This is a genomic window from Pseudomonas sp. RC2C2 (genome assembly GCF_018390435.1).
GTDB classification, from domain to species: Bacteria; Pseudomonadota; Gammaproteobacteria; order Pseudomonadales; family Pseudomonadaceae; genus Aquipseudomonas; species Aquipseudomonas donghuensis.
On record NZ_JAHBAX010000001.1, the window covers coordinates 993,603 to 1,017,112 of the forward strand.

General features: G+C 62.5%; 13 protein-coding genes. 5 read left to right on the top strand and 8 right to left on the bottom strand.

The features are described from left to right. Positions 1-9: 9 nt before the first annotated feature. Positions 10-1,002, bottom strand: a complete 993-nt coding sequence (locus tag KHO53_RS04630; RefSeq protein WP_213570031.1) for an alpha/beta fold hydrolase — start codon at positions 1,000-1,002, stop codon at positions 10-12. Positions 1,003-1,202: 200 nt separating this feature from the next. Here KHO53_RS04630 and KHO53_RS04635 point away from each other — a divergent pair, with 200 nt between their 5' ends. Continuing rightward, entirely contained in the window at positions 1,203-6,803 is a 5,601-nt protein-coding gene (locus KHO53_RS04635) for a hypothetical protein (RefSeq protein WP_213570032.1), read from the top strand. Between the two features lie 44 nt (positions 6,804-6,847). Here the strand turns inward: KHO53_RS04635 and metE are convergent, their stop codons facing one another. Continuing rightward, positions 6,848-9,157, bottom strand: coding sequence for a 5-methyltetrahydropteroyltriglutamate--homocysteine S-methyltransferase (gene metE / locus KHO53_RS04640; RefSeq protein ID WP_213570033.1), 2,310 nt, complete (start codon positions 9,155-9,157; stop codon positions 6,848-6,850). Between the two features lie 110 nt (positions 9,158-9,267). Here metE and metR point away from each other — a divergent pair, with 110 nt between their 5' ends. Beyond that, entirely contained in the window at positions 9,268-10,185 is a 918-nt protein-coding gene (gene metR / locus KHO53_RS04645) for a transcriptional regulator MetR (protein ID WP_010221014.1), read from the top strand. Between the two features lie 3 nt (positions 10,186-10,188). Here the strand turns inward: metR and KHO53_RS04650 are convergent, their stop codons facing one another. Next, positions 10,189-10,827 carry a LysE family translocator gene (locus KHO53_RS04650; protein ID WP_010221013.1) on the bottom strand — a complete coding sequence of 213 codons (639 nt, stop codon included), beginning with the start codon at positions 10,825-10,827 and terminating at the stop codon, positions 10,189-10,191. Between the two features lie 22 nt (positions 10,828-10,849). Beyond that, on the bottom strand, positions 10,850-11,263 hold the full coding sequence (locus KHO53_RS04655; RefSeq protein ID WP_010221012.1) for an NUDIX hydrolase: 414 nt from the start codon (positions 11,261-11,263) through the stop codon (positions 10,850-10,852). 227 nt (positions 11,264-11,490) lie between these two features. Here KHO53_RS04655 and KHO53_RS04660 point away from each other — a divergent pair, with 227 nt between their 5' ends. Together KHO53_RS04660 and KHO53_RS04665 are read left to right on the top strand one after the other, a co-directional pair. Then, complete coding sequence (locus KHO53_RS04660; protein WP_213570034.1) at positions 11,491-15,792, top strand: DEAD/DEAH box helicase; 4,302 nt, start codon at positions 11,491-11,493, stop codon at positions 15,790-15,792. 89 nt (positions 15,793-15,881) lie between these two features. Continuing rightward, entirely contained in the window at positions 15,882-17,501 is a 1,620-nt protein-coding gene (locus KHO53_RS04665) for an FMN-binding glutamate synthase family protein (RefSeq protein ID WP_036996665.1), read from the top strand. A gap of 14 nt (positions 17,502-17,515) precedes the next feature. Here KHO53_RS04665 and KHO53_RS04670 read toward each other — a convergent pair whose 3' ends face one another. The 3 genes from KHO53_RS04670 to KHO53_RS04680 are packed head-to-tail and all read right to left on the bottom strand — an operon-like array spanning position 17,516 to position 20,365. Then, positions 17,516-19,042: a glucosyltransferase domain-containing protein gene (locus KHO53_RS04670; protein WP_223253869.1), complete on the bottom strand. Its 1,527-nt coding sequence runs from the start codon at positions 19,040-19,042 to the stop codon at positions 17,516-17,518. Then, positions 19,029-19,994: a glycosyltransferase family 2 protein gene (locus KHO53_RS04675; RefSeq protein ID WP_213570035.1), complete on the bottom strand. Its 966-nt coding sequence runs from the start codon at positions 19,992-19,994 to the stop codon at positions 19,029-19,031. Before KHO53_RS04675 ends, KHO53_RS04670 begins: the two co-directional genes overlap by 14 nt. Then, a complete protein-coding gene (locus tag KHO53_RS04680) occupies positions 19,991-20,365 on the bottom strand; it encodes a GtrA family protein (RefSeq protein ID WP_100782826.1) in 375 nt (124 codons plus the stop codon). Before KHO53_RS04680 ends, KHO53_RS04675 begins: the two co-directional genes overlap by 4 nt. Positions 20,366-20,628: 263 nt before the next feature. Between KHO53_RS04680 and KHO53_RS04685 the strand changes: the two genes are divergently transcribed. After that, positions 20,629-21,753 carry an OpgC family protein gene (locus KHO53_RS04685; protein ID WP_036996666.1) on the top strand — a complete coding sequence of 375 codons (1,125 nt, stop codon included), beginning with the start codon at positions 20,629-20,631 and terminating at the stop codon, positions 21,751-21,753. A 63-nt stretch (positions 21,754-21,816) separates the two neighbouring features. On the opposite strand, the gene KHO53_RS04690 is transcribed toward KHO53_RS04685, so the two are convergent. Further along, positions 21,817-23,238 carry an amino acid permease gene (locus KHO53_RS04690; RefSeq protein WP_010221004.1) on the bottom strand — a complete coding sequence of 474 codons (1,422 nt, stop codon included), beginning with the start codon at positions 23,236-23,238 and terminating at the stop codon, positions 21,817-21,819. Between the last annotated feature and the right edge of the window lie 272 nt (positions 23,239-23,510).

Below are 23,510 nucleotides of genomic sequence, written 5' to 3' on the forward strand. Positions count from 1 at the left end.
GCCCCGCGATCAGTACACCGCCAGATGGGTACCGGCCAGCCGTTGCGTCTTCAGATAGGGCAACACCGCACCCAGCAACGGCCCTTTGAACTGCTCCTGAAAGCGATGGGCCAAGCCTGGGATCAGCTGCAACTGGCTGCCCTTGATATGTGCTGCCAGGTGCACACCGTGCATCACCGGCAGCAGCGGGTCGGCGGTGCCGTGCACCACCAGGGTTGGCAGGCGCAGGTTGTTGAGTAACTGGACGCGGCTTTGCTCGGCCAGGATCGCCATGATCTGGCGCTTGACCCCCTCGGGATTGAAGGCGCGGTCATAGGCAATCGCTGCCTGTTCGAGCAGCGCCTGGCGGTCATCCTCGACCTCGGGGCTACCCAGGGCCGCCAGCAGGTCTGCCTGCTGCTCAAGTGCCACCTCGCGATTCGGAGCGCCACGCCGGGCCAGCAACTGCACCAGCGCCGGGCTCGGTGCCGGCAAGCCCTGGGCACCGGAGCTGGACATGATCAAGGTCAGGCTCTCGACCCGCTCCGGCGCCTGCGCCGCCAGGTGCTGGGCGATCATCCCGCCCATGCTCACGCCCATGACATGAAAGCGCCGCACCTGCAGGGCATCCATCAGCCCCAGACCGTCTTCGGCCATGTCGCTCAGGGTGTAAGGCGCGGCCACCGGCAGGCCGAGCTTGTAGCGCAGCAGTTCGAAGGCCAGGTTGGTGTCGTCGGGCGCCTGGTTCCAGCTGGACAGGCCGACATCGCGGTTATCGTAGCGGATCACCCGAAAGCCCTGCTGACAGAGCGCGACCACCACTTCATCCGGCCAGTGGATCAGTTGCCCGCCCAAGCCCATGACCAGCAGAAGGGCCGGGTCCGATTCACGACCGATGCTTTGATAAGCCAGGCTGACCTGCGAGAGCTCGGCGCGCTGGACCGGCACATTGACGTCACAACGCGATGCCGCATGAACACCTTGGGCAAAAAGAACAACGAATAAAAACCAAAAAAAACGCATGAGCGAAACACCAGAATGCAAATCCCCAGTAGAGCGCAAGTCTGATGAAGTTCGTTCAAGCGCGCTGCCACACTTGCATGACAATTTGATGAATGCCGCCCGACGGCAATCCGCCCTACTTATGTACCGCACCCACCGGCTCAACCTCGCGCCCAATGTGAACGCCACTCCCGGCATCACTTCACATTCGGGATACTGCCATGAGCGACTCGCCAGAAACCTTCGAACCCCTGACCTTTTCCCCTATAGATTTCATTCCAGCCAAACCCCGCGACAGCACCTTGCTGCTCGATGCCAACAAGCGCTGGAAAGATCATCGCGATACCTTCACCACTTTGCTTGCACAAGCCCCCGGCGTGTACCAGACACTCCAGGATCTGGTACGCCAACAGCTGGGAGTCGACCCGCTGAGCACTGCCCTGCGATTTCGCATCTCCGCTATGCACGACAGCGATGTCAGCCTGGTCGCCCTGGCAGTACACACGCGCCAGTATCCCCAGCCGCCCGCCGACCTCGACCAGCGCGCCCAGGTGACGGGACCTGGGCCCGATCATCCGACCTTGCACCTGACACCCACGCAACTGCTCGCCAGGCTTGCGCAGCTGGACCTTCCCGCAGCGCTCCGGCGGCAATGGGATCATTACTGGCAAGCGCGAGCCTCGGACACCGCCGTCAGCCGCCGTACCCATGCCCAGAACCAGTACCTGGAGGTGCTCAAGGCCTGTTGGGATGTGGCGCTGGCAACCGGCCAATTCGATACGCAACAGCAGCGCGCGGTCAATGGCGTGCTCGACAACCCTGAATGGCATAGCCAGCACGGTATCGAGATCCAGACCGTTTCGAGAGACGAACAGATAATACCGGGGGCGCTGCTGTTCAAGATCGAAGGCGAATCGCACCTGATGCTGTATCGCCCCGACAGCGGCTTCACTAGCCATGCATCGCCGACGGATCTGGAAACAACCCTCGGCACCACCGCCTCCAGCATCAGCTATGAAAGCCATGAAAACCTTTCGGCCGGTTTCACCCCACTGTTCAACAGCCTGCTTAATGAACGCTTGAGCGCGCTGGACTCCAAACCCGGGGCCGATATCCGCCAGTTTGGCGAGCTTGCGCTGTCGATGGTCCACTGGGTCGATAGCCAACAGCGCAATCCAAGTGTCTTCAGCCTGCCGCCTGCCATTGAATCAACCGACAGCGAGGACGCGCCGCAACGTTCGTTCTACGACTTTGGCAGCTTGAACCTCGACATTCCCTACTCCATCCGCCTGCAACAGATCAGCGCCCAACAGGCCCTGATGACCCCCATTGCCGAAACCGACCTGCAAGCGCTCAAGGACCATCAGAATGCGCTGAGTGCGGCCTGCCAAGAGGCTGAAGAGGCCATCGAGCAACAACTGAAGGCCGACACCTGGCACACCGACGAATCCCCCGCCGCCAGTGCTGCGCTGCTCACGGCTCATCACCAGGGCTTGCGCGCCCATGCCCGCTTCCAGAACCTGCTGGGGCAAATCGATAACGAGGAATTGAGGTGGCTCGAAAGCCTTCTCGATCAGCCCGACACCTTCCCCCGCCTGGGCTCCAGCCTTGTCGCGGCGCATCCAGTGCTCGATTCGACATCAATGGTTGATGGCGTCGAAACCCGTACCAGCACCACGCTCCACGATTGCCTGGTGGTGACCCTGCAGGACGATGACAACCCGCAGAGCCTGCTGGTGTACTGGCCGGGTGAAGCCGGCGGGCTGCTGCGCTGCGCCAACCAAGCGGAACTTGCCCGCTGCTTCGCCATCAACGACCCGAACGGGCAGTCACTGAGCCTGAGCCCGGTGACCGGCGATGTCCTGGCCGTGGTTCTGGCCCATCACTTGAGCCAGGCCAAGGCCGCGCTGACCACCGAGCAATCGCCCGCGGCGGTGAACGAAGCACTGGCCCGGCGCCTGCAAGTGCCCCGCCACGCCGCACGCGAGTACGCGTTCAAGCTGATCCAGGCACAGGAAACCAGTGCCACGTTGACGGGTATTTACCTGGACTGGCTGGACAAGCTGTCGGCCAGCGATCGCGCGACGCTCAAGGCCGGTACCCTCGGTTTCATCGCCGCCATGCACCGCGCCCAGGCCCTGGTCGCCCGCGACCTGCCCCACCGCGAACTGTTCTGCCGCCAGCTCATCAGCCAACGCCTGAAGCAGGATTTCCCCGACTACGATGACAGCCCCATCACCCTCTACCTGCCAGAGAGCACCTCGTGGGTGCCCCTTCTGGTTGAAAGCACCAGCCCCCAGGGCATTGCCCCCAAGCCGACGCTCAGACCCAGCAACAAATGGGTCGACCTGGCGCTGGATACCCTGTTGCTGGACAACATCGACGAGGCCATGAAAGAGCGCCTGAGTTTTCTCAAGCTGAAGCTCAAGACATCGAATCAGGTGCTTGCTCAACAGCTCAAGGACAGCATCAATACCAACTACCTGAGCGGCCTGGCCATCGACCTTGACCTGGCCCAGCAATATGAAAACAAGATCACCGAGGTGTATCGCGGCACTCACGAAAGCGCGTTCCCCCGGGCCTACCGGCGCCAATGCCTGGGCGAGCCTTTTCGCCAGATGCTCAAGCTGCACAGTGTCCAGGCCAGGGCCAAGGGCGAACTGGACGACAGGGGCCAGACGATTTTCAACATCGCCATCGACGCCGACAGCGCGGCGGCCTACCTGGCTGACGGTCACAACATACGCCTGATCCCCGCTCGCCTGACTGCAGGAGGCAAGGATACCGACAGCTACGGCACTACGCTGTCCGGGGTGACCTTTGTCAGCGACCAGAACAGCGGCATCACCCTGCTCTACCGTCCCGACCACCCCACCCGCCTGGTGCGCCAGTACAGCAGCCTGAAAGACGCCCGCTTGGGCTTGTATGAACTGAGCAAGCAAAGCGGCGAAATCGACTACCTGGCCGGGCGCGCCTTATTGGGCAATCCGGATGCCCACCGCTCGCGGATGCGCCAGGCTATAGAACATCGCTTCGACGGCATTATCGGCCTGGGCACGGCCTGGCCCTCGACCACCTCACTGGCCCAGCACCTGCTCGACGCCCAGGGTGGTCGGATACTCGAAGCCCATCGCGCGACCTCGCGCTCGAACCGCGACCTGTGGCTGGAAAACTTCGCCTACCAGAGCGGCATGATCTTCAACTACATCAAGATGGCCCTGGGCTTCATTCCGGTGATCGGGACCGTCATCAGCGTCTACGACTTCTTCGAGTCCAGTGCCCGGCTGGTCAGCGCGTTGCGCCAGGATGAGGTGTACAAGGCGCTGGAGGCGTTGCAACAGGTACTGCTGGCGTTCGTCGATGCTGCCATCGACCTGGCGCCAAGCCTGCCCCTCAAGGCCCTGAGCGCCCGCCAGCTTACCCGTCAGCGCCAACAGCAGCTGTTGCAGGCAGGCCCCGCGGCGGGCTTTGCGCCCAGCGGCGCCAGCAGCGCCCGACGCCTGTCGCGCTTTGAAGGCTATGAATATCAGGCGCCGTTGTCGCTGGCCGGGATTGAGCCGGGCCGCCGCGGCAAATACAAAGGCATCTACCAACACGCCGAGGGTGATTTCATCCTGGTGGGCGACCGCCCCTGCCAGGTGGAATGGCTGGAGACGGAACACACCTGGCGTCTGCGCGGCACCCAGTTCAAGACCTGGCGGAAAAACATCGCGCTCAATGAAAACGGCCAATGGGACACCCATTTCTCGCTGTATGGCGTGCACCTGCGTGGCGGCGGTTCGGGTGGCGGGCAGATACTCGGACATATGGTCGATGTGTTGGAGCCCTATTGGCCAACCGCCATTCGCGAGCGACTGCCTCGCACCTGGGTGGACCGCCACTATCGTCGCCAACGCATGCTGACGGTAGAGTCCCTGAAGGAGGAAGCTCGGCTTCAAACCGCATTGGCACGCACCAACGCTAGTTTCGAGGTGTTCGAGAACGCCAGCCTACAAGCCCGGCAGGCTTCACTGGCGACAATGAAAGCAAACTGCCAGGCAGATATAGCAGCGGCGAAAAAGGCTTATAACACCTGGGATGAGTTACAAAAAATCAGTCTCAAGGCGGAAAAGCAAAGGGCCCTAACGCAAAAGGCACGTACAGCCAGAGTTATATGTGATCGAACGCTGAATTTGATCACCCTGTCCAGGGAGGAGACGTTGCGCAGCCTCTATGAATCACTGACGATTCGCATACAGCTGCAGGACCTGAACGATCTTGTTGATCGAGCCCCCCTGTTGCGGGAACTGCGCAGCAAATCGCTGAGGGTCGTGGATGGCAAGCAGCAGATGCTTGAGCAAAAACGGGAACTCGGGAACTGGTTCCCATTGGCAAAAGCTCCAATTCAACCTGAAATAAAAAATCGCGCAGATTTCAAGAGGCGGCTGGAGACCATCAAGTCGGAGTTTTCCGACAGCATCCAGGCCGTTCAACGCCTCGAGAACGACCCCGTCCTATTCGACACACGATTGAATGAAGCCAATAGCCAGTTCAGGGAAAAACTCTCAAGCCTGGGAAAACGCTTTGAGGGCGCGGCAGAGTACCTGCAGGAGGTCGAAAGTCACGAGCTCCTCAAAAACTCGTACCAGCGGCTGGAGATATACTTCAATGACGCGTTCATTACCTTCCACAACACCTCGCACCTGATGGTCCTGGCACAAAGATACGCCAATACCTCAGTCATCGCAGAGTTCTACACAGGGCGACTACAAACCATCGAAGACGAAGTGCAAATGATACAGGGAACCTTGTCGGGATTGTCAGAAGTACAAAGCAGTGCACCTCAACGTCTGACGATCCAAACCGAAGCCCAGCGTATCTACCGCCAATACAAACTAGAACTGCAAAGCACCAACGCCAGCTTTCCGGAACTGTTTGACGAGCACTACCTGGGGAAGCTGTACGACAATCTCGACAAGTTGATCCTGCAGAGCGACAAGGCGGTCCAGCGTTTGCCCGGCCTACGCCCTAACCGTGGACAAAACAGCAGTCCGCGCCTTTTCCAGACAGAGGACAACCACTACTACATCGGCGATTACACTCCGGCCAGCCGCAATGCTCCCGAGCGGATTACCGTGCATAGCGCTGAAGGTAGTGCCGTCAGGCGTTTTGAACCTGTGGGTGAACGGTGGCGGCCACAGGCGCTTGCGACGTCGGCACGACCTCATGAACTGCGCAACCTCAAGCAGACCGCTACACAACTGATCCAAGGGCTGGACAGTTTCCGTCAGCGGGTGCGTGGCTATATCAGATCAGACACCCTGCCGGCGGACTTTGAGGACATGATGATCGCCAAGGCCAATGAGCTTGAAAGCTGTGCAGCGCGAATCGAAGCGCTAGGCGGCAACGCGACGGATACGCAAGCACTGCGCACCCAGGCGGCACAGTTGCGCCTGGATGGCATCCAGCTGCGCATTGAGCAGATAAAGGTCAGCCCTCGCCCCAATGAAGGCCATCTTGCTTACCTCGATGATCAGCAGCAGATCAGCATTCGCAAACTGGGAGAGCGCCAGATGCTCAAAGCCCGTGATTACCTGCAGGAGTACGAGATTCGTGACTTGAAATCTGCCGGCGAGCCTGTGCTGTGGTACGCCCACTTCCATTACCGTGGCCTGGATACACCGTTCGACAACTTCAGTGCCGCCCATCTCAAACGGGCGGTGGACCGCAAGAAGGGGCCGCAGTGGCAGCAAGCCCAGGCAAGTGCCAGTAGCACGCCGGACGACATCTGGCGTGGCGCAATAAACCAGCGAACCGCAAACCGGTACTTCGCCGGTCTGTAATCTCTAACTGCAACGGCGAGCCAGAGGGCTCGCCGTTGCGTCTCTCACGCCAGCTCGCTGCGCAATTGCCGCGCCGCCGCCACCATGTTCACCAGCGCAGCTTCCGTCTCCGGCCAGGCGCGGGTCTTCAGGCCGCAGTCCGGGTTGACCCACAGGCGCTCGGCCGGGATACGCTTGACCGCCTTGCTCATCAGCTTGACCATCTCGCCGGTGTCCGGTACCCGTGGCGAGTGAATGTCGTAGACGCCCGGACCGATGTCGTTGGGGTAGTCGAAGGCTTCGAAGGCGTCCAGCAGCTCCATGTCCGAACGCGAAGTCTCGATGGTGATCACGTCGGCGTCCATGGCCGCGATGGCCTCGATCACGTCGTTGAACTCGCTGTAGCACATGTGGGTGTGGATCTGGGTTTCGTCACGTACACCGCTTGAGCACAGGCGGAACGCTTCCACAGCCCAGTCCAGGTACGCCTGCCATTGCGCCCGGCGCAGCGGCAGGCCTTCACGGAACGCCGCTTCGTCGATCTGCACGATCTTGATGCCGGCCGCTTCCAGGTCCTGGACTTCGTCGCGGATGGCCAAGGCCAATTGCTCGGCCTGGACCTTGCGCGACACATCTTCACGCGGGAAGGACCACATCAGCATGGTCACCGGGCCGGTCAGCATGCCTTTCATGACTTTGCTGGTCAGGCCCTGGGCGTATTCGATCCAGGCCACGGTCATCGCCTGCGGGCGGCTCAGGTCACCGTAGATGATCGCCGGTTTCACGCAGCGCGAACCATAGCTCTGGACCCAGCCAAAGCGGGTGAAGGCGTAACCGTCCAGTTGCTCGGCAAAGTACTCGACCATGTCGTTGCGCTCGGCTTCGCCGTGCACCAGCACGTCCAGGCCCAGGCGCTCCTGCACCTGCACGGCATGACGGATTTCGCTGTGCATGGCATCGGTGTAGTCGTTGGCCGAGAGTTTGCCCTGCTTGTAGGCCTGACGCGCCAGGCGAATCGCCGAGGTCTGTGGGAAAGAGCCAATGGTGGTGGTCGGGAACGCCGGCAGTTGCAGGCGCTGGCGCTGGGCTTCGATCCGCTGGGCAAAGGCTGACTGGCGCTGGCTGTCGGCGGCGGTCACGGCGGCCAGACGGGCCTGGACCTGCGGCTTGTGAATGCGCGGCGACTCAACACGGCTCTGCTGTACCGCGCGGCTGTTGCTCAGGGCGTTTTGCACCTGCGGCAGGTGCGGGGCATCCAGGGCCTTGGCCAGCACGGCGATTTCTTCGCACTTCTGCACGGCAAAGGCCAGCCAGCCTTTCAGTTCGGCGTCGAGCTTGTCTTCACGACCGAGGTCCACCGGGCTGTGCAACAGCGAGCAGGAACCGGCTACCCAAAGGTTGGCACCAAAGCGTTGCTGGGCTTGCTGCAGTTGCTCCAGGGCCTTGTCCAGGTCGCAGCGCCAGACGTTGCGGCCGTTGACCACGCCCAGCGACAGCACTTTATAGGTCGGCAGGCGATCAAGCACCGCTGGCAGTTGCTCCGCTGCGCGCACCAGGTCGATATGCAGGCCATCCACCGGCAGGCCGACGGCCAGGCCGAGGTTGTCTTCCAGGCCGCTGAAGTAGGTGGCAACCAGCTTCTTCAGGGGTGAGTACTGGAGGATGTGATAGGCCCGCTCGAAGGCATTCTTCCATTCCTGCGGCAGGTCCAGGCCAAGGATCGGCTCATCGATCTGCACCCACTCCACGCCCTGGCGGGACAGGCGGCTGAGGATTTCACCATAGACCGGCAACAGGCGCTCGAGCAGGTCGAGCTTGTCGAACTCGCCGCCCTTGGCCTTGCCCAGCCACAGGTAGGTCAGCGGGCCGATCAGCACCGGCTTGACCGCGTGGCCGAGGGCCTGGGCTTCGGCAACTTCTTCGAACAGCTGCTCCCAACTGAGCAAAAAGCGCTGGTCGGCGCTGAATTCCGGGACCAGGTAGTGGTAGTTGGTATCGAACCACTTGGTCAGCTCTTGCGCATATTGCGTCTGGCCGTGGCTGGCGCCGCAGCAGGTACTGGCACCGCGCGCCATGGCGAACAAGGTGTCGAGGGTCGGCAGGCCATTGGCGCCCGTGACCTGGGCAAAGCGCTCGGGGATCGCCCCGAAGGTCAGCGAGTGGGTCAGTACCTGGTCGTACCAGGCAAAATCGCCGACCGGCAGCAGCTCGATCCCGGCGTCCTTCTGCAACTGCCAGTGGCGGGCGCGCAGTTCGCGGCCAACAGCCTCCAGGCCAGCCTGGTCGAGATCGCCTTTCCAGTAGGCTTCTTGCGCTTTTTTCAGTTCGCGGTCAGCGCCGATGCGCGGGAAACCAAGGTTGTGGGCCAATGCCATGAGAAAACGTCCTCCCTGTAAAAGATGACGCTATTGTCGACAGCCAGAGCAACATGAGACAAACTCAATAAATTCGTGTTCATCTCAAAGTTTATTCATGGAGCCCCCCGGTGCTGGAAATTCGCCACCTGAAAACCCTGCACGCCCTGCGCGAAGCCGACAGCCTGGTCGAGGCCGCCGAGCGCCTGCACCTGACCCAGTCGGCGCTGTCCCATCAGTTCAAGGAGCTGGAAGAACGCCTGGGCATGCCGCTGTTCATGCGCAAGACCAAGCCAATCCGCTTCACCAGCGCCGGGCTGCGCCTGCTGCAACTGGCCGATGCCACCCTGCCGCTGCTGCGCGGCGCCGAGCGCGACATCGCGCGCCTGGCCGGTGGTACCGCCGGGCGCCTGCACATGGCCATCGAATGCCACAGCTGCTTCCAGTGGCTGATGCCGACCATCGACCAGTTCCGCGATGCCTGGCCGGAAGTCGAGCTGGACCTGGCCTCGGGCTTTGCCTTTGCGCCGTTGCCAGCCCTGGCCCGCGGGGACCTGGACCTGGTGGTGACCTCCGACCCGCTGGAGCTCAGCGGCATCACCTACGTGCCGCTGTTCACCTACGAAGCCATGCTCGCCGTGGCCAACCAGCACCCCCTGGCCCAGAAGCCGTACATGGTGCCGCAGGACCTGGCCACGGAAACACTGATCACCTACCCGGTGGAACGCGACCGCCTGGACATCTTCACCCGCTTCCTGGAGCCGGCCGACGTGGAGCCGGCGCAGGTGCGCACGGCGGAGCTGACGGTGATGATGATGCAACTGGTGGCCAGCGGTCGCGGGGTCTGCGGCATGCCGCACTGGGCCCTGCACGAGTACAGCTCACGCGGCTACGTGAAGGCCAAGCGCCTGGGTGAAAAGGGCCTGTTTGCCACGTTGTACGCGGCAGTGCGCAGCGACATGCTCGATGCGCCGTACATGCGCGACTTTTTGCTGACCGCCAAGGACACCTCGTTCTCCACCCTCGACGGCGTCAGCGCAGTACGGTGAGCCTCACGCGACCCGGCGTTGCTCCTGCACCAGGCGCAGCGCCAGGCCAGCCAGGACGAAGCCCATGACGTAACGCTGCAGCATCAACCACAGCGGATAACGCACGAACCAGCCGGCAATGCCGGCGGCGAACAGGGCGATCAGCAAGTTGACCGAGAAGCTCACGGCGATCTGGGTCAGGCCCAGGGCCAGGCTCTGCGCCAGCACCGAACCGTTTTCCGGCGAGATGAACTGCGGCAGCACCGAAAGGTAGAACACCGCCACCTTGGGGTTCAGTACGCTGGTCAGAAAGCCCATCAGCACCAGCTTGCGCGGGGAGTCCGGGGCCAGTTCACGGGGCTCGAACGGCGAGCGGGCACCGGGCTTGACTGCCTGCCAGGCCAGCCACATCAAGTAGCCGGCACCGGCCCACTTGAGCAGGTCGTAGGCCAGCGGCACGGCCATGAACAAGGCGGTCAGGCCAATGGCTGCGGCGCTCATGTGCACCAGAAAACCGCCCACCACCCCGAGCAACGAGGTTACCCCGGCCGTGCGGCCCTGGCAGATCGAACGGGAAATCAAATAAATCATGTTCGGCCCCGGGGTCAGGACCATCAACAGCGCGGCGCCGATAAACAGCAACCATTCGTGAGTAGGGATCATCGGCATTCCTTTGCAAGTGGGATCAGACAGGGGTTGTAGTTAACTGCCGGTACAGGGGCAGAATCAAGTCCCGTGTGAGCGGGGCCAGCTCAAGGGTCAACGGCTTGCGTGCCGACACCCACACCACCTCTTCGATTTCAGCGGCAGGCTCGACCGGCATGGCGGAGTGCACCTTGAAAAGGTCGGCCTGGACGACAAAACCCGGCTCGTTGGCCGCCGGGGCACTGAACTGGCCGAGAAACTCGGCGTCCTGCGGCTCGATCGCCAGGCCCAGCTCTTCGAACAGCTCGCGAGCCAGGGCATTGACCGGCTGCTCGTCGGCCTCGATCTTGCCCCCAGGCTGCATGAACGCCTGGGTGCCGCGCTTGCGCACCAACAGGGTACGGCCTTGCGGGTCGAGCAGAAGGGCGGCGGCGATGCGAATGGTTTTGCTCATGGGACGCTCATGGACGGGAAAGCGCGCAAGGATCACATGTTGGCGAGGGCCTTTCAATGTTGGAGCGGGCTTGCCCCGCGATCAGGTTGGCCTGTGCGACTGCATCGTGGGTCAAGCCCGCTCCAACAGAGGTGGTGCATTCCGCTCCCACTCCAGCCAGCTGTTCCCACACGCCAGTCTGACGAACGCCCCTTGCAACCCCGCATCAATGGCCGCATAAACAGCCCATGAACCTCCCCGCCCGCAAGCACCCGGAACTGGACGCTTTCCACCCCGCGGTCCGCACCTGGTTCCAGCGCCAGTTCCCGACGGTAACCGCCGCCCAGGCCCGGGCCTGGCCGTTGATTCGCAGCGGGCAATCCTTGCTGGTCGCAGCGCCTACCGGTTCAGGCAAGACCCTGACGGCCTTCCTGGCGATCCTCGACGAGCTGTTCGAACAGGGCCTGGCCAGTGGAAATCTGCCGGACCAGACCCAGGTGGTCTACGTCTCGCCGCTCAAAGCGCTGTCCAATGATATCCAGATCAACCTGCAGGCGCCGTTGGCCGGGATCAACGCGGTCCTGACCGAACAAGGCCACGCGTCGCTGGAAATCCGCACGGCGGTGCGCAGCGGTGATACCCCGCAGAAAGAACGCACGGCCATGCGCCGCCAGGCGCCGCACATTCTGGTCACCACCCCCGAATCGCTGTATGTGTTGCTCGGCTCGACCTCCGGGCGCCTGGGCCTGGCCAGCGTGCACACGGTGATCGTCGACGAGATCCATGCCCTGGCCGGCAACAAGCGCGGCAGTCACCTGGCCCTGAGCCTGGAGCGCCTTGAGGCACTGTGCCAGCGGCCACTGCGGCGCATCGGCCTGTCAGCCACGCAACGCCCGGTTGAGCGGGTGGCACAGTTTCTGGTGGGCCAGGCGCGCGACTGCGCCATCGTCGATATCGGCCATGCCCGCCCCCGCGACCTGGGCCTGGAAGTGCCGCCGGTGCCGCTCGGGGCGGTGATGGCCAGCGATGTCTGGGAGCGGGTTTACGACCGCTTGGCGGCCCTGGCCCGCGAGCATCGCACCACGTTGGTGTTCGTCAACACCCGGCGCCTGGCCGAGCGCCTGACCCGTCATTTGAGCGAACGCCTGGGCCGTGACGCAGTGGCCGCGCACCACGGCAGCATGGCCGAGGAACACCGCCTGGACGCCGAGCAACGACTCAAGCGCGGTGAGCTCCAGGTACTGGTGGCCACGGCCTCGCTGGAGCTGGGCATCGATATCGGTGAAATCGAGCTGGTCTGCCAGATCGGCTCGCCTGGCTCGATTGCCGCGTTTTTGCAAAGGGTCGGGCGCTCCGGGCATCAGCTCGAAGGCACCCCCAAAGGCCGGCTGTTCCCGCTGTCGCGCGATGACCTGATCGAATGCGCAGCCCTGCTCGACTGCGTGCGCCGCGGCGAGCTGGACCACTTGCATGTGCCGAAAGCCCCGCTGGACGTATTGGCGCAACAGATCGTCGCCGAAGTCAGCAGCCAGGAGTGGCACGAGCAAGCGTTGTTCGACTGCCTGCGTCGGGCCATGCCCTATGCCGAACTGGATCAAGGCCATTACCAGGCGCTGTTGCGCATGCTCGGCGAAGGCTTCAATGGCCGCCAGGGCATCCGCAGTGCCTATCTGCACCGCGATGCGCTCAATGGCACCCTGCGCGGGCGCCGTGGCAGCCAACTGACGGCATTGACCAGCGGCGGCACCATCCCCGATAACGCCGACTACAGCGTGCTGCTCGAACCTCAGGGCCTGAACATCGGCAGCGTCAACGAAGACTTCGCGGTAGAAAGCATCGCCGGCGATATCTTCCAGCTGGGCAATGCCTCCTACCGCATCCTGCGGGTGGAAAGCGGCCGGGTGCGGGTCGAGGACGCCAAGGACCTGCCGCCGAGCATCCCGTTCTGGCTCGGCGAAGCGCCGGGGCGCAGTGATGAGCTGTCCGCGGGCGTTGCACGCCTGCAAGGCGAGATCGACCAGCGCCTGAGCGATACCGATGGCCAGCGGCAACCGCTGCTCGACTGGCTCACTGCAGAATTGGACCTGGGCCTGGACAGCGCCGAACAGCTGCTTGAATACCTGGCCCACACCCGCCAGGTGCTCGGCGCCCTGCCCTCGCAGCAAACCCTGGTGATGGAGCGCTTTTTCGACGAATCCGGCGGCACCCAGCTGATCATCCATTCACCGTTCGGCAGCCGCATCAACCGCGCCTGGGGCCTGGCCCTGCGCAAGCGTTTCTGCCGTACCTTCAACTTCGAACTGCAGGCTGCGGCCAGTGAAGACGCGATTGTCCTGTCGCTGTCGGCCAGCCACAGTTTTGCTCTGGAAGAGGTCTGGCGGTACCTGCACAGCAACAGCGCCGAGCCGATCCTGATCCAGGCCCTGCTCGATGCGCCGCTGTTCGGCGTGCGCTGGCGCTGGAACGCCGGCACCGCACTGGCCCTGCCGCGCTTTGTCGGCGGGCGCAAGGTGGCGCCGCAGATCCAGCGGATGAAAAGCGAAGACCTGATTGCCGCAGTGTTCCCCGACCAGATCGCCTGCCTGGAAAACCTCGCCGGCGAACGGCAGATTCCCGATCACCCACTGGTCGAGCAGACCCTCGACGACTGCTTGCACGAGGCGATGGACAGCGAAGGCTGGCTGGCGCTGCTGCGGCGTATCGAACAAGGCCGGATCACCCTGGTTGCCCGTGACCTGCCGGCCCCCTCGCCGCTGGCTTCGGCCATTCTCAACGCCCGGCCCTATACCTTTCTGGATGATGCACCGCTGGAAGAACGGCGCACCCAGGCCGTGCTCAACCGGCGCTGGAACGAGGCACAGAGCAGCGATGACCTGGGCGCACTGGACCCGCAAGCCATCGCCGCCGTGCAAGCCGAAGCCTGGCCCACACCCACCCGCGGCGATGAAATGCATGAAGCCTTGATGAGCCTGGCCTGTATCAGCCAGGCCGAAGCCGAGGCCAATCACGGCTGGCAGGCCTGGCTGGCGGCGCTGGCCAAGGAAGGCCGCGCCTGCCGCCTGCAACTGGCCAGCGATCACGCATTGTGGCTGGCCCGCGAACGCCTGGTGCTGCTGCGCACCCTGTACCCGCAGGCGGCCCTGACACCCGAGGTCGCGGCGCTGCCCGGCTTTGATCAAACCATGGACGCCGAGGCGGCGCTGGTCGAGCTGCTGCGCGCGCGCCTGAGCGGTTTCGGCCCGCTGACCAGCGAGCAGATTGCCGCCCCGCTGCACCTGTCAGCCAGCGCCATCGAGCAAGCCCTGGCCCGCCTGGAAGGCGAAGGCTACGTGATGCGCGGGTACTTTCAGCCGAGCCAGCAGCCGGGCCAGCAAGCGCTGCAATGGTGCGAGCGGCACCTGCTGGCGCGCATTCATCGCTACACCATCAAGCGCCTGCGCCGGGAAATCGAGCCGGTCAGCCTGCAGGACTTCATGCGCTTTCTGTTCGACTGGCAGCACCTGTCGCCCACCACTCGCCTGCAAGGCCAGGCGGCGCTGAGTGCCGTGCTCGACCAGTTCGAAGGCTATCCCGCGGCTGCAGCGGCCTGGGAAAGCGACCTGCTGCCCACCCGGCTCAAGAACTACAGCCCGCGCTGGCTCGACGAAGCCTGCCGCGCCGGTAAATACGCCTGGGCGCGCCTGGCCCCGAGTGCCGCGAGCAGCACGCTGCGCAGCACGCCGCTGGTGCTGTTGCCACGTACCCGCCTGGGCTTGTGGCGCGCCCTGAGCCCGGCGCTGGACAGCCGCGCGCTAAGCCTGCGTGCCCAGCGCGTGCACAGCGTGCTGAGCGAATACGGCGCCTTGTTCTTCGACGAACTGGTGCACGACGCCCACTTGCTGCCCAGCGAACTGGAAAGCGCCCTGCAGGAGCTGGTGGCCGCCGGGTTGATCAGCGCCGACAGCTTCGCTGGCCTGCGCGCCCTGATCACCCCGGCCAGCAAACGCCAGGGCCGCAGCCATCGACGCGGTCGCGGGCCGTTGTTTGGCGGCATGCAAGACGCCGGGCGCTGGGCCCTGCTGCGCAAGCCCGGGGACAAGCGTGACGACGACCTCGAACACATTGCCCGCACCTTGTTGCGCCGCTACGGCGTGATCTGCTGGCGCTTGCTCGAACGCGAGGCCGACTGGCTGCCCAGCTGGCGCGAGCTGCTGCGCTGCTACCACCGCCTGGAGGCCCGTGGCGAGATCCGTGGCGGTCGCTTTATCAGCGGCCTGGCCGGCGAGCAGTTCGCCTTGCCCGAGGCCGTGGCGCTGCTGCGTGAAGTACGCCGGCGGCCGCTGGATGCCAGCCTGGTCGCGGTCAGCGCCAGCGACCCGCTGAACCTGGTCGGCACCCTGCTGCCAGGCAACAAGGTACCCGCCGTCAGTGGCAATCGCCTGCTCTATCTGGACGGTGTGCCGGTCGCGACACTGATTGCCGGCAAGGTTCAGTTCAGCGGCGACGATGAACGGGCGCAGCACGGGGAGTGGCGCGACCGCCTGATCCGCGATGCCGCCCTGGTGACGTGAGCTGCGGGCTGGCGCTGGAAACCCCAACCGGGCTAAGGTCGGGGTTTGTCCAGGCCCTGAGCCTGACCGTGCCATCGCAAGGAAACCGTATGAGCCTGTCACTTCTCAGCCGCTACGCCTTCTTCGCTGCCTGTGTGCTGTTCACCCTGGCCAGCCTGCCCTTCCTCCACCACGAATGGCTGTGGCCGTTCACCCTGGTGACCGCCGTGCTCAGCCTGATTGGCCTGGGCGACCTGCTGCAAAGCCGTCACGCGGTACGGCGCAACTACCCGATCCTGGGCAACATTCGCTACCTGGTCGAAGGCATTCGCCCGGAAATCCGCCAATACCTGCTGGAAGCCGATAGCGATGCCCTGCCGTTTTCCCGGGCGCAGCGCTCACTGGTGTATGCGCGGGCCAAGAACGAAGCATCGGACAAACCCTTCGGCACCCTGATCGATGTCTATCAGTCCGGTTTCGAGTTCATCGGCCACTCCATGCGCCCGGCGCCGCTGAGCGACCCGTCGAGCTTTCGGGTGAGCGTCGGCGGCCCGCAGTGCACACAGCCGTACTCGGCGTCGGTGTTCAACATCTCGGCCATGAGCTTCGGTTCGCTCAGCGCCAATGCCATTCGCGCCCTGAACCAGGGCGCCAAGCTGGGCAACTTCGCTCACGACACCGGTGAGGGCAGCATCAGCCCCTATCACCGCGAGCACGGCGGCGACCTGACCTGGGAGCTGGGCAGCGGCTACTTCGGCTGCCGCACCTCGGACGGGCGCTTTGACCCCGAGCGCTTCGCCGAACAAGCGCGCAACCCGCAGGTGCGGATGATCGAGATCAAGATGAGCCAGGGCGCCAAACCCGGCCATGGCGGCATCCTGCCCAAGCACAAGGTCACCCGCGAGATCGCCGAAACCCGCGGGGTGATGATGGGTGAAGACTGCATCTCGCCGTCGCGTCACAGCGCGTTTTCCACCCCGATCGAGATGATGCAGTTCATCGCCCAGTTGCGCGAGCTGTCCGGCGGCAAGCCGGTGGGCTTCAAGTTCTGCCTCGGTCACCCGTGGGAGTTCATGGGTATTGCCAAGGCCATGCTGGAAACCGGCATCCTCCCCGACTTCATCGTCGTCGACGGCAAGGAAGGCGGCACCGGTGCCGCGCCGGTCGAGTTCACCGACCATATCGGCGTGCCGCTGCGCGAAGGCCTGCTGTTCGTGCACAACACCCTGGTGGGCCTGAATTTGCGCGACAAGATCAAGCTTGGCGCCAGCGGCAAGATCGTCAGCGCCTTCGACATCGCCAGCGTCCTGGCCATCGGCGCCGACTGGGCCAACTCGGCGCGTGGCTTCATGTTTGCCATCGGCTGCATCCAGTCGCAAAGCTGCCACACCAACAAATGCCCGACCGGCGTCGCCACCCAGGACCCGCTGCGCCAGCGCGCCCTGGTGGTACCCGACAAGGCCCAGCGGGTGCTCAACTTCCACCACAACACCCTCAAGGCCCTGGCCGAAATGCTCGCCGCCGCCGGCCTCGATCACCCCTCGCAACTGGAAGCCAAGCACCTGGTGCGGCGCATCTCGGCCACCGAGATCAAGCTGTTCTCGCAGATGCACGTGTTCCTCAAACCGGGGGAATTGCTCAGCGGCGAGGTCAATGGCGAATTCTATTCGCGGATGTGGCAGATGGCCCGGGCGGACAGTTTCGAGCCACAGGAGGTGGCTGCGGCCTGAGGACCGGCAATGCGCTAGGGGACAGCGGGCCAGTGCTGATTGTAGTTTTCATCTTCCTGTATGGGCTTCATGACAATGAAGCCCTGCGCACCGGCCACGTAGATCGAATAAAACCTGTTGTCCACCAACGGTGCCCCCACGCGTCCTGACGCCGCCAGTTGAGCAAAGACCGAATGCTCACCGCCGATGACATTGTTGATCCCCAAGCGCGGGAAAAACTGAGCGTGCAACACTGAGTTGGAGCCACTCAGAATGTATCTCAGGAGCGGCATTTGGGTCATGGCGCCGTGACCTCTAGGCAACCAGTTACCGTCACCGGGCGCCCTCAGGTAGTAGTACTTGGTTACGCTGCGTAGCTCACTTCGCGATACCAGGTCATTGGCAATGTAATGCGCCATGGCTGACTCGAGCTCTTTCTTGGCAATGATGACCTGACCGTAGGCATAGCTGAATGCAAACATGAACAGCGTTGGCATGATCAACAACCAGCGCAATCCCGGCCAGACCCGCCCAAACAACTCGTGATTGAGAAAAAACAGCAACACCAGGACTGCCGCAAAGCCGATGAAGTTTCTGGCCTCAAGGTTGGGCTCGGCGACAAACAGCATCATGCCCGGCACGCTGCAGACCAGCACCACCAGGCCGAGCAGGTAAAGCAGTGCAACACCAAGCTTGCCTGATAGCCGCCCTTGCATCTGAGGGATATTGCTCATCAGCAAAACAAACCCGGCACTTGCGCCCAGTAGCAGGGCAACCGCGACTCCATTGCCGGCAGACGCTGTCAGCAAGCCCAGCATCTGCATGGAGAAGCAGAACTTCTGCCACACCACTTCGAACCACTGCTGATCAAAAGGCAGGTGGTTGCCCCGCGTATCGATAGCCAGTTGGTAAGCGGTAAAAAAATAGATGAGGCCGCCGACTATCAATTGCACGACACGCTCCACGAGCGTCACCAGCAATGCCTGGACCGCAACCTTGTCTTTTACGCCACGGACATACTCGACAATACACAAGCCGATAAACAGGCTGATGGTCAACTGATAGAGGCTCAGCGCGACGGCAATCAACAGGGCCGCCAGCAACCCGCGAACAGAGCGCCGCTCAATCCGGCAGGTGATTGCACAAATGACCGCGACCAGCGCCAGCACCATCCCTGGACCATCATATTGGTAGGTCAGGTTGCCGAGGAAAAACGGGTTGCATAACACCGGCAGGATCACCAGGCAGCTGGTAATCCCGGGACGCGGAAACAGCCAGAAGGTCAGGCGCGCCATCGCCAAGGCCAGGGCAAAAACGCTGATCAACAAGGGCAGCGGGAAAATATTGATCGTTGCCTCGCTGAAGGTCAGCGCCCGGTACAGACCCTCAAGCAAGATCCTGCCTTGGTTGCGCCAGGCGTCCTGAGCCTGGAGCAATGCCCGCCAATTATCATCCACATAGGCATAATCGGCGCGAACAATGGGGAACACGTAAACAAAGGACAGAACGACAAAAAACAACAGCACGTGGCTCTGACTTAACGCCCGCTCATTCCCCTGCACGCTTGGTCTCCTTTCGATAGGTCGTGACATTGGCCTTCACGATCTCTTTCACCACGTAGCGGGGCCGATGTTTGGCCTCCATGTAAATTCGGCCGATGTATTCCCCCAATATGCCGATGCCGATCAGTTGCACCCCGCCGAGGAACAGAATGGCTGTCATCAAGGACGGATACCCGGGCACATCATTGCCAAACAGGATCTTGTCCAGCACCAGGTAACCGGCATACAGCAACGCCAGCAACGAGATGCACGCGCCGAGGTAACTCCACAGGCGCAAGGGCAAGGTGCTGAACGAGGTAATGCCGTCCAGCGCCAGGTTCCATAGCCGCCAAGCGTTGAACTTGCTGCGGCCCACAACCCTCGGCGCACGGTCGTATTCAACAATGGCAACGTTGAACCCTGCCCACGACAGCACGCCCTTCATGAACAGTTGCTGTTCTGGCAGGGTCTTGATCACGTCCACCACCTTGCGGTCCATCAAGCGGAAATCGCCGACGTTTTCTTCTATATGGGTATAGGCGATGCGATTGAGCAGGCGATAGAACAGCGAGGCACTGCGGCGTTTCAGGTAACCATCGCTGGAGCGATCCCGGCGTTTGGCCAATACCACATCAGCGCCCTTGCACCATTGCTCGATCAGTTGCGATATCACTTCAACCGGATCTTGCAGGTCGACATCCATGGGTACCACGGCATCGCCGCTGGCATATTCCAGGCCGGCGAACAGGGCCGGTTCCTTGCCGAAGTTACGCGAGAAGTTGATCAACACCACGTCACTGTCGGCCAGGGCGATGGAGCGGGCGACTTCAGCCGTGCCGTCGCTGCTGCCATCGTTGATGAACACGATTTCGATGCAGTGGGCTTGCAACGAGGTCTCCTGACGCACCGCCTGGTAAAACAGGCTGACGGCCTGCTCTTCGTTGAACACTGGCACGATCAGTGAAACCTTCATGGCTCGGACCTGTGAAAGACCACCCACTTGGACAGCAAGAAGCCGCAGGTCAGGCTGATCAGGGAAAAGCTCACGACTGTGATCATCCCGTGCAGCCGCCAGTGGTCGCCCAGCCACCCCACTGCCAGGCTGACACCTCCCAGGCAGGACATGAACAACAGATAGCGCCCGATCGAGGGCGGGACGACGAAGGTGTAGAGGGCATTGACGTAAAAGGACAGCGTCGCCGCCACGCAAAACGCCAGAAAATTACTCAAGGCCTGGCTGAACTCGAACGCTACCCTGAGCACGAAAAAAAGCTGCCAATGGACCAGGGTATTGGCAATACCGATCACGGCATAGGTGGAAAATCCTTTCCATACGTTGGCCATTGCGCGTCGCGCCTCGATGGCTGTTGCGGCTGAATCCAAGCAGGCCACGTAAGCCGAAATTCGTCTACTACCCAAACTGACAGGTACGGGTGATTTTCGATCAACGGTCTGCCGCGCAACGGGCGAATAGAGACATTCAGTAATAAGCCCCCTTTGCAATTGCCAACGATTACCGCCACCCTGCCCCCCGCCCGAGGTGCGGCGCGAGCGATTGCCGTCGTCCGCCGGTCATTACTAAACCCACTGTTCAAGAGCCCGCTGCCATGTTTAACGGACGCGACCCGCGCATCGATTTTTTTCGAGGCCTGGCGTTGATCTTCATTTTCTGGGATCACGTCCCCCACAACCCTTTAGGCCAGGTCACCCTGCGTAACATCGGCTTTAGCGATGCCGCTGAAGTCTTCGTATTTCTCGCCGGCTACGCCGCAGTACTGGCCTATGGCAAAGTCCTGCAGCGAGACGGTTACCTGATCGCCTGCGTGAAGATCCTGCGGCGTACCTGGGTGCTGTATGTGGTGCATATCTTTCTGCTGGCGATGCTGATGGGCATCGTGTTCTTTGCCAACAGCCACGTGCAGACCCGCGACCTGGTTGAGGAAATGGGCCTGGTGCATTTCATCACCAACCCCCAGCAAGCGCTGACAGACGAGCTGTTGCTGCGCTTCAAACCCAACCTGATGGACCCGCTACCGCTGTACATCGTGCTGCTGGCCGGTTTGTCTCTGCTGCTGCCGCTGCTGATGCGCAACACCCTGGCCGTGGTTGGTGTGTCGATGGCGGTGTACCTGGTGGCACCCGGACTCGGCTGGAACCTGGCGAATTTTTCCGATGGCGTGTGGTACTTCAACCCGGTTACCTGGCAGTTCCTGTTTGTGCTCGGCGGCGCCGCGGCGCTTTACGGGCAACGGGCTCGGCCGCCGCAAACCCGGCCGTTGCGGCGCCAACCGCTGTTTCTGGCGGCAGCCGCCTATTCGCTGGCGGCTGGCATCGTTACCCTGTCCTGGCGCTGGCCAGAGCTTCACGATGCACTGATGCCGGCCAGTCTCAACACCCTGCTCTACCCGATCAGCAAGACCGATCTGTCGCCGGTGCGCCTGCTGCACTTCCTGGCCCTGGCCTACGTCACGGCCAAGCTGCTGCCGGGCAGCGGCTGGACGCAGAACTGGCTGGCGCAGCAAACCTGCCGCATGGGCCGCTACTCGCTTGAAGTGTTTTGCCTGGGGGTACTGCTGGCGCCCTTGGCGGACATGATCAATGCCATGGCCGGCGATGCCTTTGCCATGCAGATCTTCACCGCGCTGGTGGGCGTCGCGATCATGGCCCTGCTCGGTGCCTGGCTGGACTTCAATAAACGCCTGACCCAGCCGATGCGTGCGGTTGCCACCTGATAACCGCAGGCAAAAAAAAAGCCCGTATCCATAGATACGGGCTTTTCACTTATCGCGGGAAGATCAGGACGCCGAACCTGCGGCACGCTGCTCCATGGTGCTTGGTGACAGCTTGAACACGTAGAACAGCACCGTCAGCATCACCAGGAACGCCGGGCCGATGTACAGGGCCACGCGGGTTTCCTCGAAATAAGCCATCAGGCCGACCACCAGGATCAGGAACGCCAGCGCCAGGTAGGAGCTCAGCGGCCACAGCCACATGCGGTATTTCAGGGCTGCACGCTCGGCGTTGCTCAGGCCGGCGCGGAACTTCAGCTGGGCCAGCAGGATCATCACCCAGGTCCAGATCGCACCGAAGGTGGCAATGGCGGTGACCCAGACGAAGACTTTCTCTGGCACCAGGTAGTTGGCCAGCACGCCCAGCAGCAAGGCTGCGATCGACAGCAGCAGGGCATTGCGCGGTACGCCGTTGCTCGAGGTACGAGCGAAGGTGGCCGGCGCCTGACCGTTCTGCGCCAGGCTATAAAGCATGCGCCCGGTGCTGAAGATGCCGCCGTTGCATGACGACAGCGCAGCGGTGATCACCACGAAGTTGATGATACCCGCAGCGGTCTTGATGCCCAGACGCTCGAAGGTCATCACGAACGGGCTGCCCTGGCTGCCGATTTCGTTCCACGGGTAGATCGACAGGATCACGAACAATGCACCGACGTAGAACAGCAGGATGCGCCAGAACACCGAGCCGATGGCCTGCGGAATGGTCTTTTGCGGGTTGCGCGCTTCACCGGCGGTCAGGCCGATCATCTCGACGCCCAGGTAGGCGAACATCACCATTTGCAGCGACATCAGCACGCCGGTCACGCCATTGGGCATGAAGCCACCGTTGCTCCAGAGGTTGGAGATGCCCATGGCCACGCCGTCGTTGCCAAAACCGAAGGCGATGATGCCGACGCCACCCAACACCATGGCGATGATGGTGACGATCTTGATCAGGGCGAACCAGAACTCGAACTCACCAAAGGCCTTGACCGCGATCAGGTTGATCGCGCCCATGCTGCCCAGGGCTGCCAGGGCCCAGATCCAGCGCGGCACTTCCGGGAACCAGATGCCCATGTAGATGGCCACTGCGGTGATTTCCGCCACGCAGGTCACCAGCCACAGGAACCAGTAGTTCCAGCCGGTGAGGAAACCCGCCAACGGGCCGAGGTAGTCTTGGGCGTAGCGGCTGAAGGAGCCGGCTACCGGGTTGTGCACGGCCATTTCGCCAAGGGCGCGCATGATCACCAGGATCGCCAGGCCGCCGATGATGTAGGACAGCATGATAGCTGGCCCGGCCATTTCGATGGCCTTGGCCGAACCCAGGAACAGGCCGACACCGATACAGGCGCCCAGCGCCATCAGGCGAATGTGGCGTTCGCCGAGTTCTCGCTTGAGTGGGCCGCCTTGGGCGGTCTCACCATGAGAAGGGTGGTTGCCGACTGGCATAGAAATACAACCTCATTTTGTTATTGGATATGACCATTCGTGCAGGCCTGGCACCGCCGATAGGCTGGATGCGCTGCCTCGCCGGGCACCGCCTTGTGAGCGGCCCCGTCTGCCGGGTGTGCAAACCGGCAGAGCGAAAGGGGCGAGCAGTATAGAAAGGCCCCTGCAGGGTATTTCACTATATAAAGCCCGTTATTTGGCGAGAACTCTCGGCAAAAACCGCTTCTACGGAGGGGCATTCCCCGTGCTTTTTACCACTGCAGGAAACAAGG

Excerpts from the sequence above, each read along its gene's own strand:
- KHO53_RS04630 (WP_213570031.1), bottom strand. The coding sequence starts at position 1,002 with ATGCGTTTTTTTTGGTTTTTATTCGTTGTTCTTTTTGCCCAAGGTGTT.
- KHO53_RS04685 (WP_036996666.1), top strand. The coding sequence starts at position 20,629 with ATGTTTAACGGACGCGACCCGCGCATCGATTTTTTTCGAGGCCTGGCG.
- KHO53_RS04665 (WP_036996665.1), top strand. The coding sequence starts at position 15,882 with ATGAGCCTGTCACTTCTCAGCCGCTACGCCTTCTTCGCTGCCTGTGTG.
- KHO53_RS04680 (WP_100782826.1), bottom strand. The coding sequence starts at position 20,365 with ATGGCCAACGTATGGAAAGGATTTTCCACCTATGCCGTGATCGGTATT.
- KHO53_RS04675 (WP_213570035.1), bottom strand. The coding sequence starts at position 19,994 with ATGAAGGTTTCACTGATCGTGCCAGTGTTCAACGAAGAGCAGGCCGTC.
- KHO53_RS04655 (WP_010221012.1), bottom strand. The coding sequence starts at position 11,263 with ATGAGCAAAACCATTCGCATCGCCGCCGCCCTTCTGCTCGACCCGCAA.
- KHO53_RS04690 (WP_010221004.1), bottom strand. The coding sequence starts at position 23,238 with ATGCCAGTCGGCAACCACCCTTCTCATGGTGAGACCGCCCAAGGCGGC.
- KHO53_RS04635 (WP_213570032.1), top strand. The coding sequence starts at position 1,203 with ATGAGCGACTCGCCAGAAACCTTCGAACCCCTGACCTTTTCCCCTATA.
- KHO53_RS04650 (WP_010221013.1), bottom strand. The coding sequence starts at position 10,827 with ATGATCCCTACTCACGAATGGTTGCTGTTTATCGGCGCCGCGCTGTTG.
- metE (WP_213570033.1), bottom strand. The coding sequence starts at position 9,157 with ATGGCATTGGCCCACAACCTTGGTTTCCCGCGCATCGGCGCTGACCGC.
- KHO53_RS04660 (WP_213570034.1), top strand. The coding sequence starts at position 11,491 with ATGAACCTCCCCGCCCGCAAGCACCCGGAACTGGACGCTTTCCACCCC.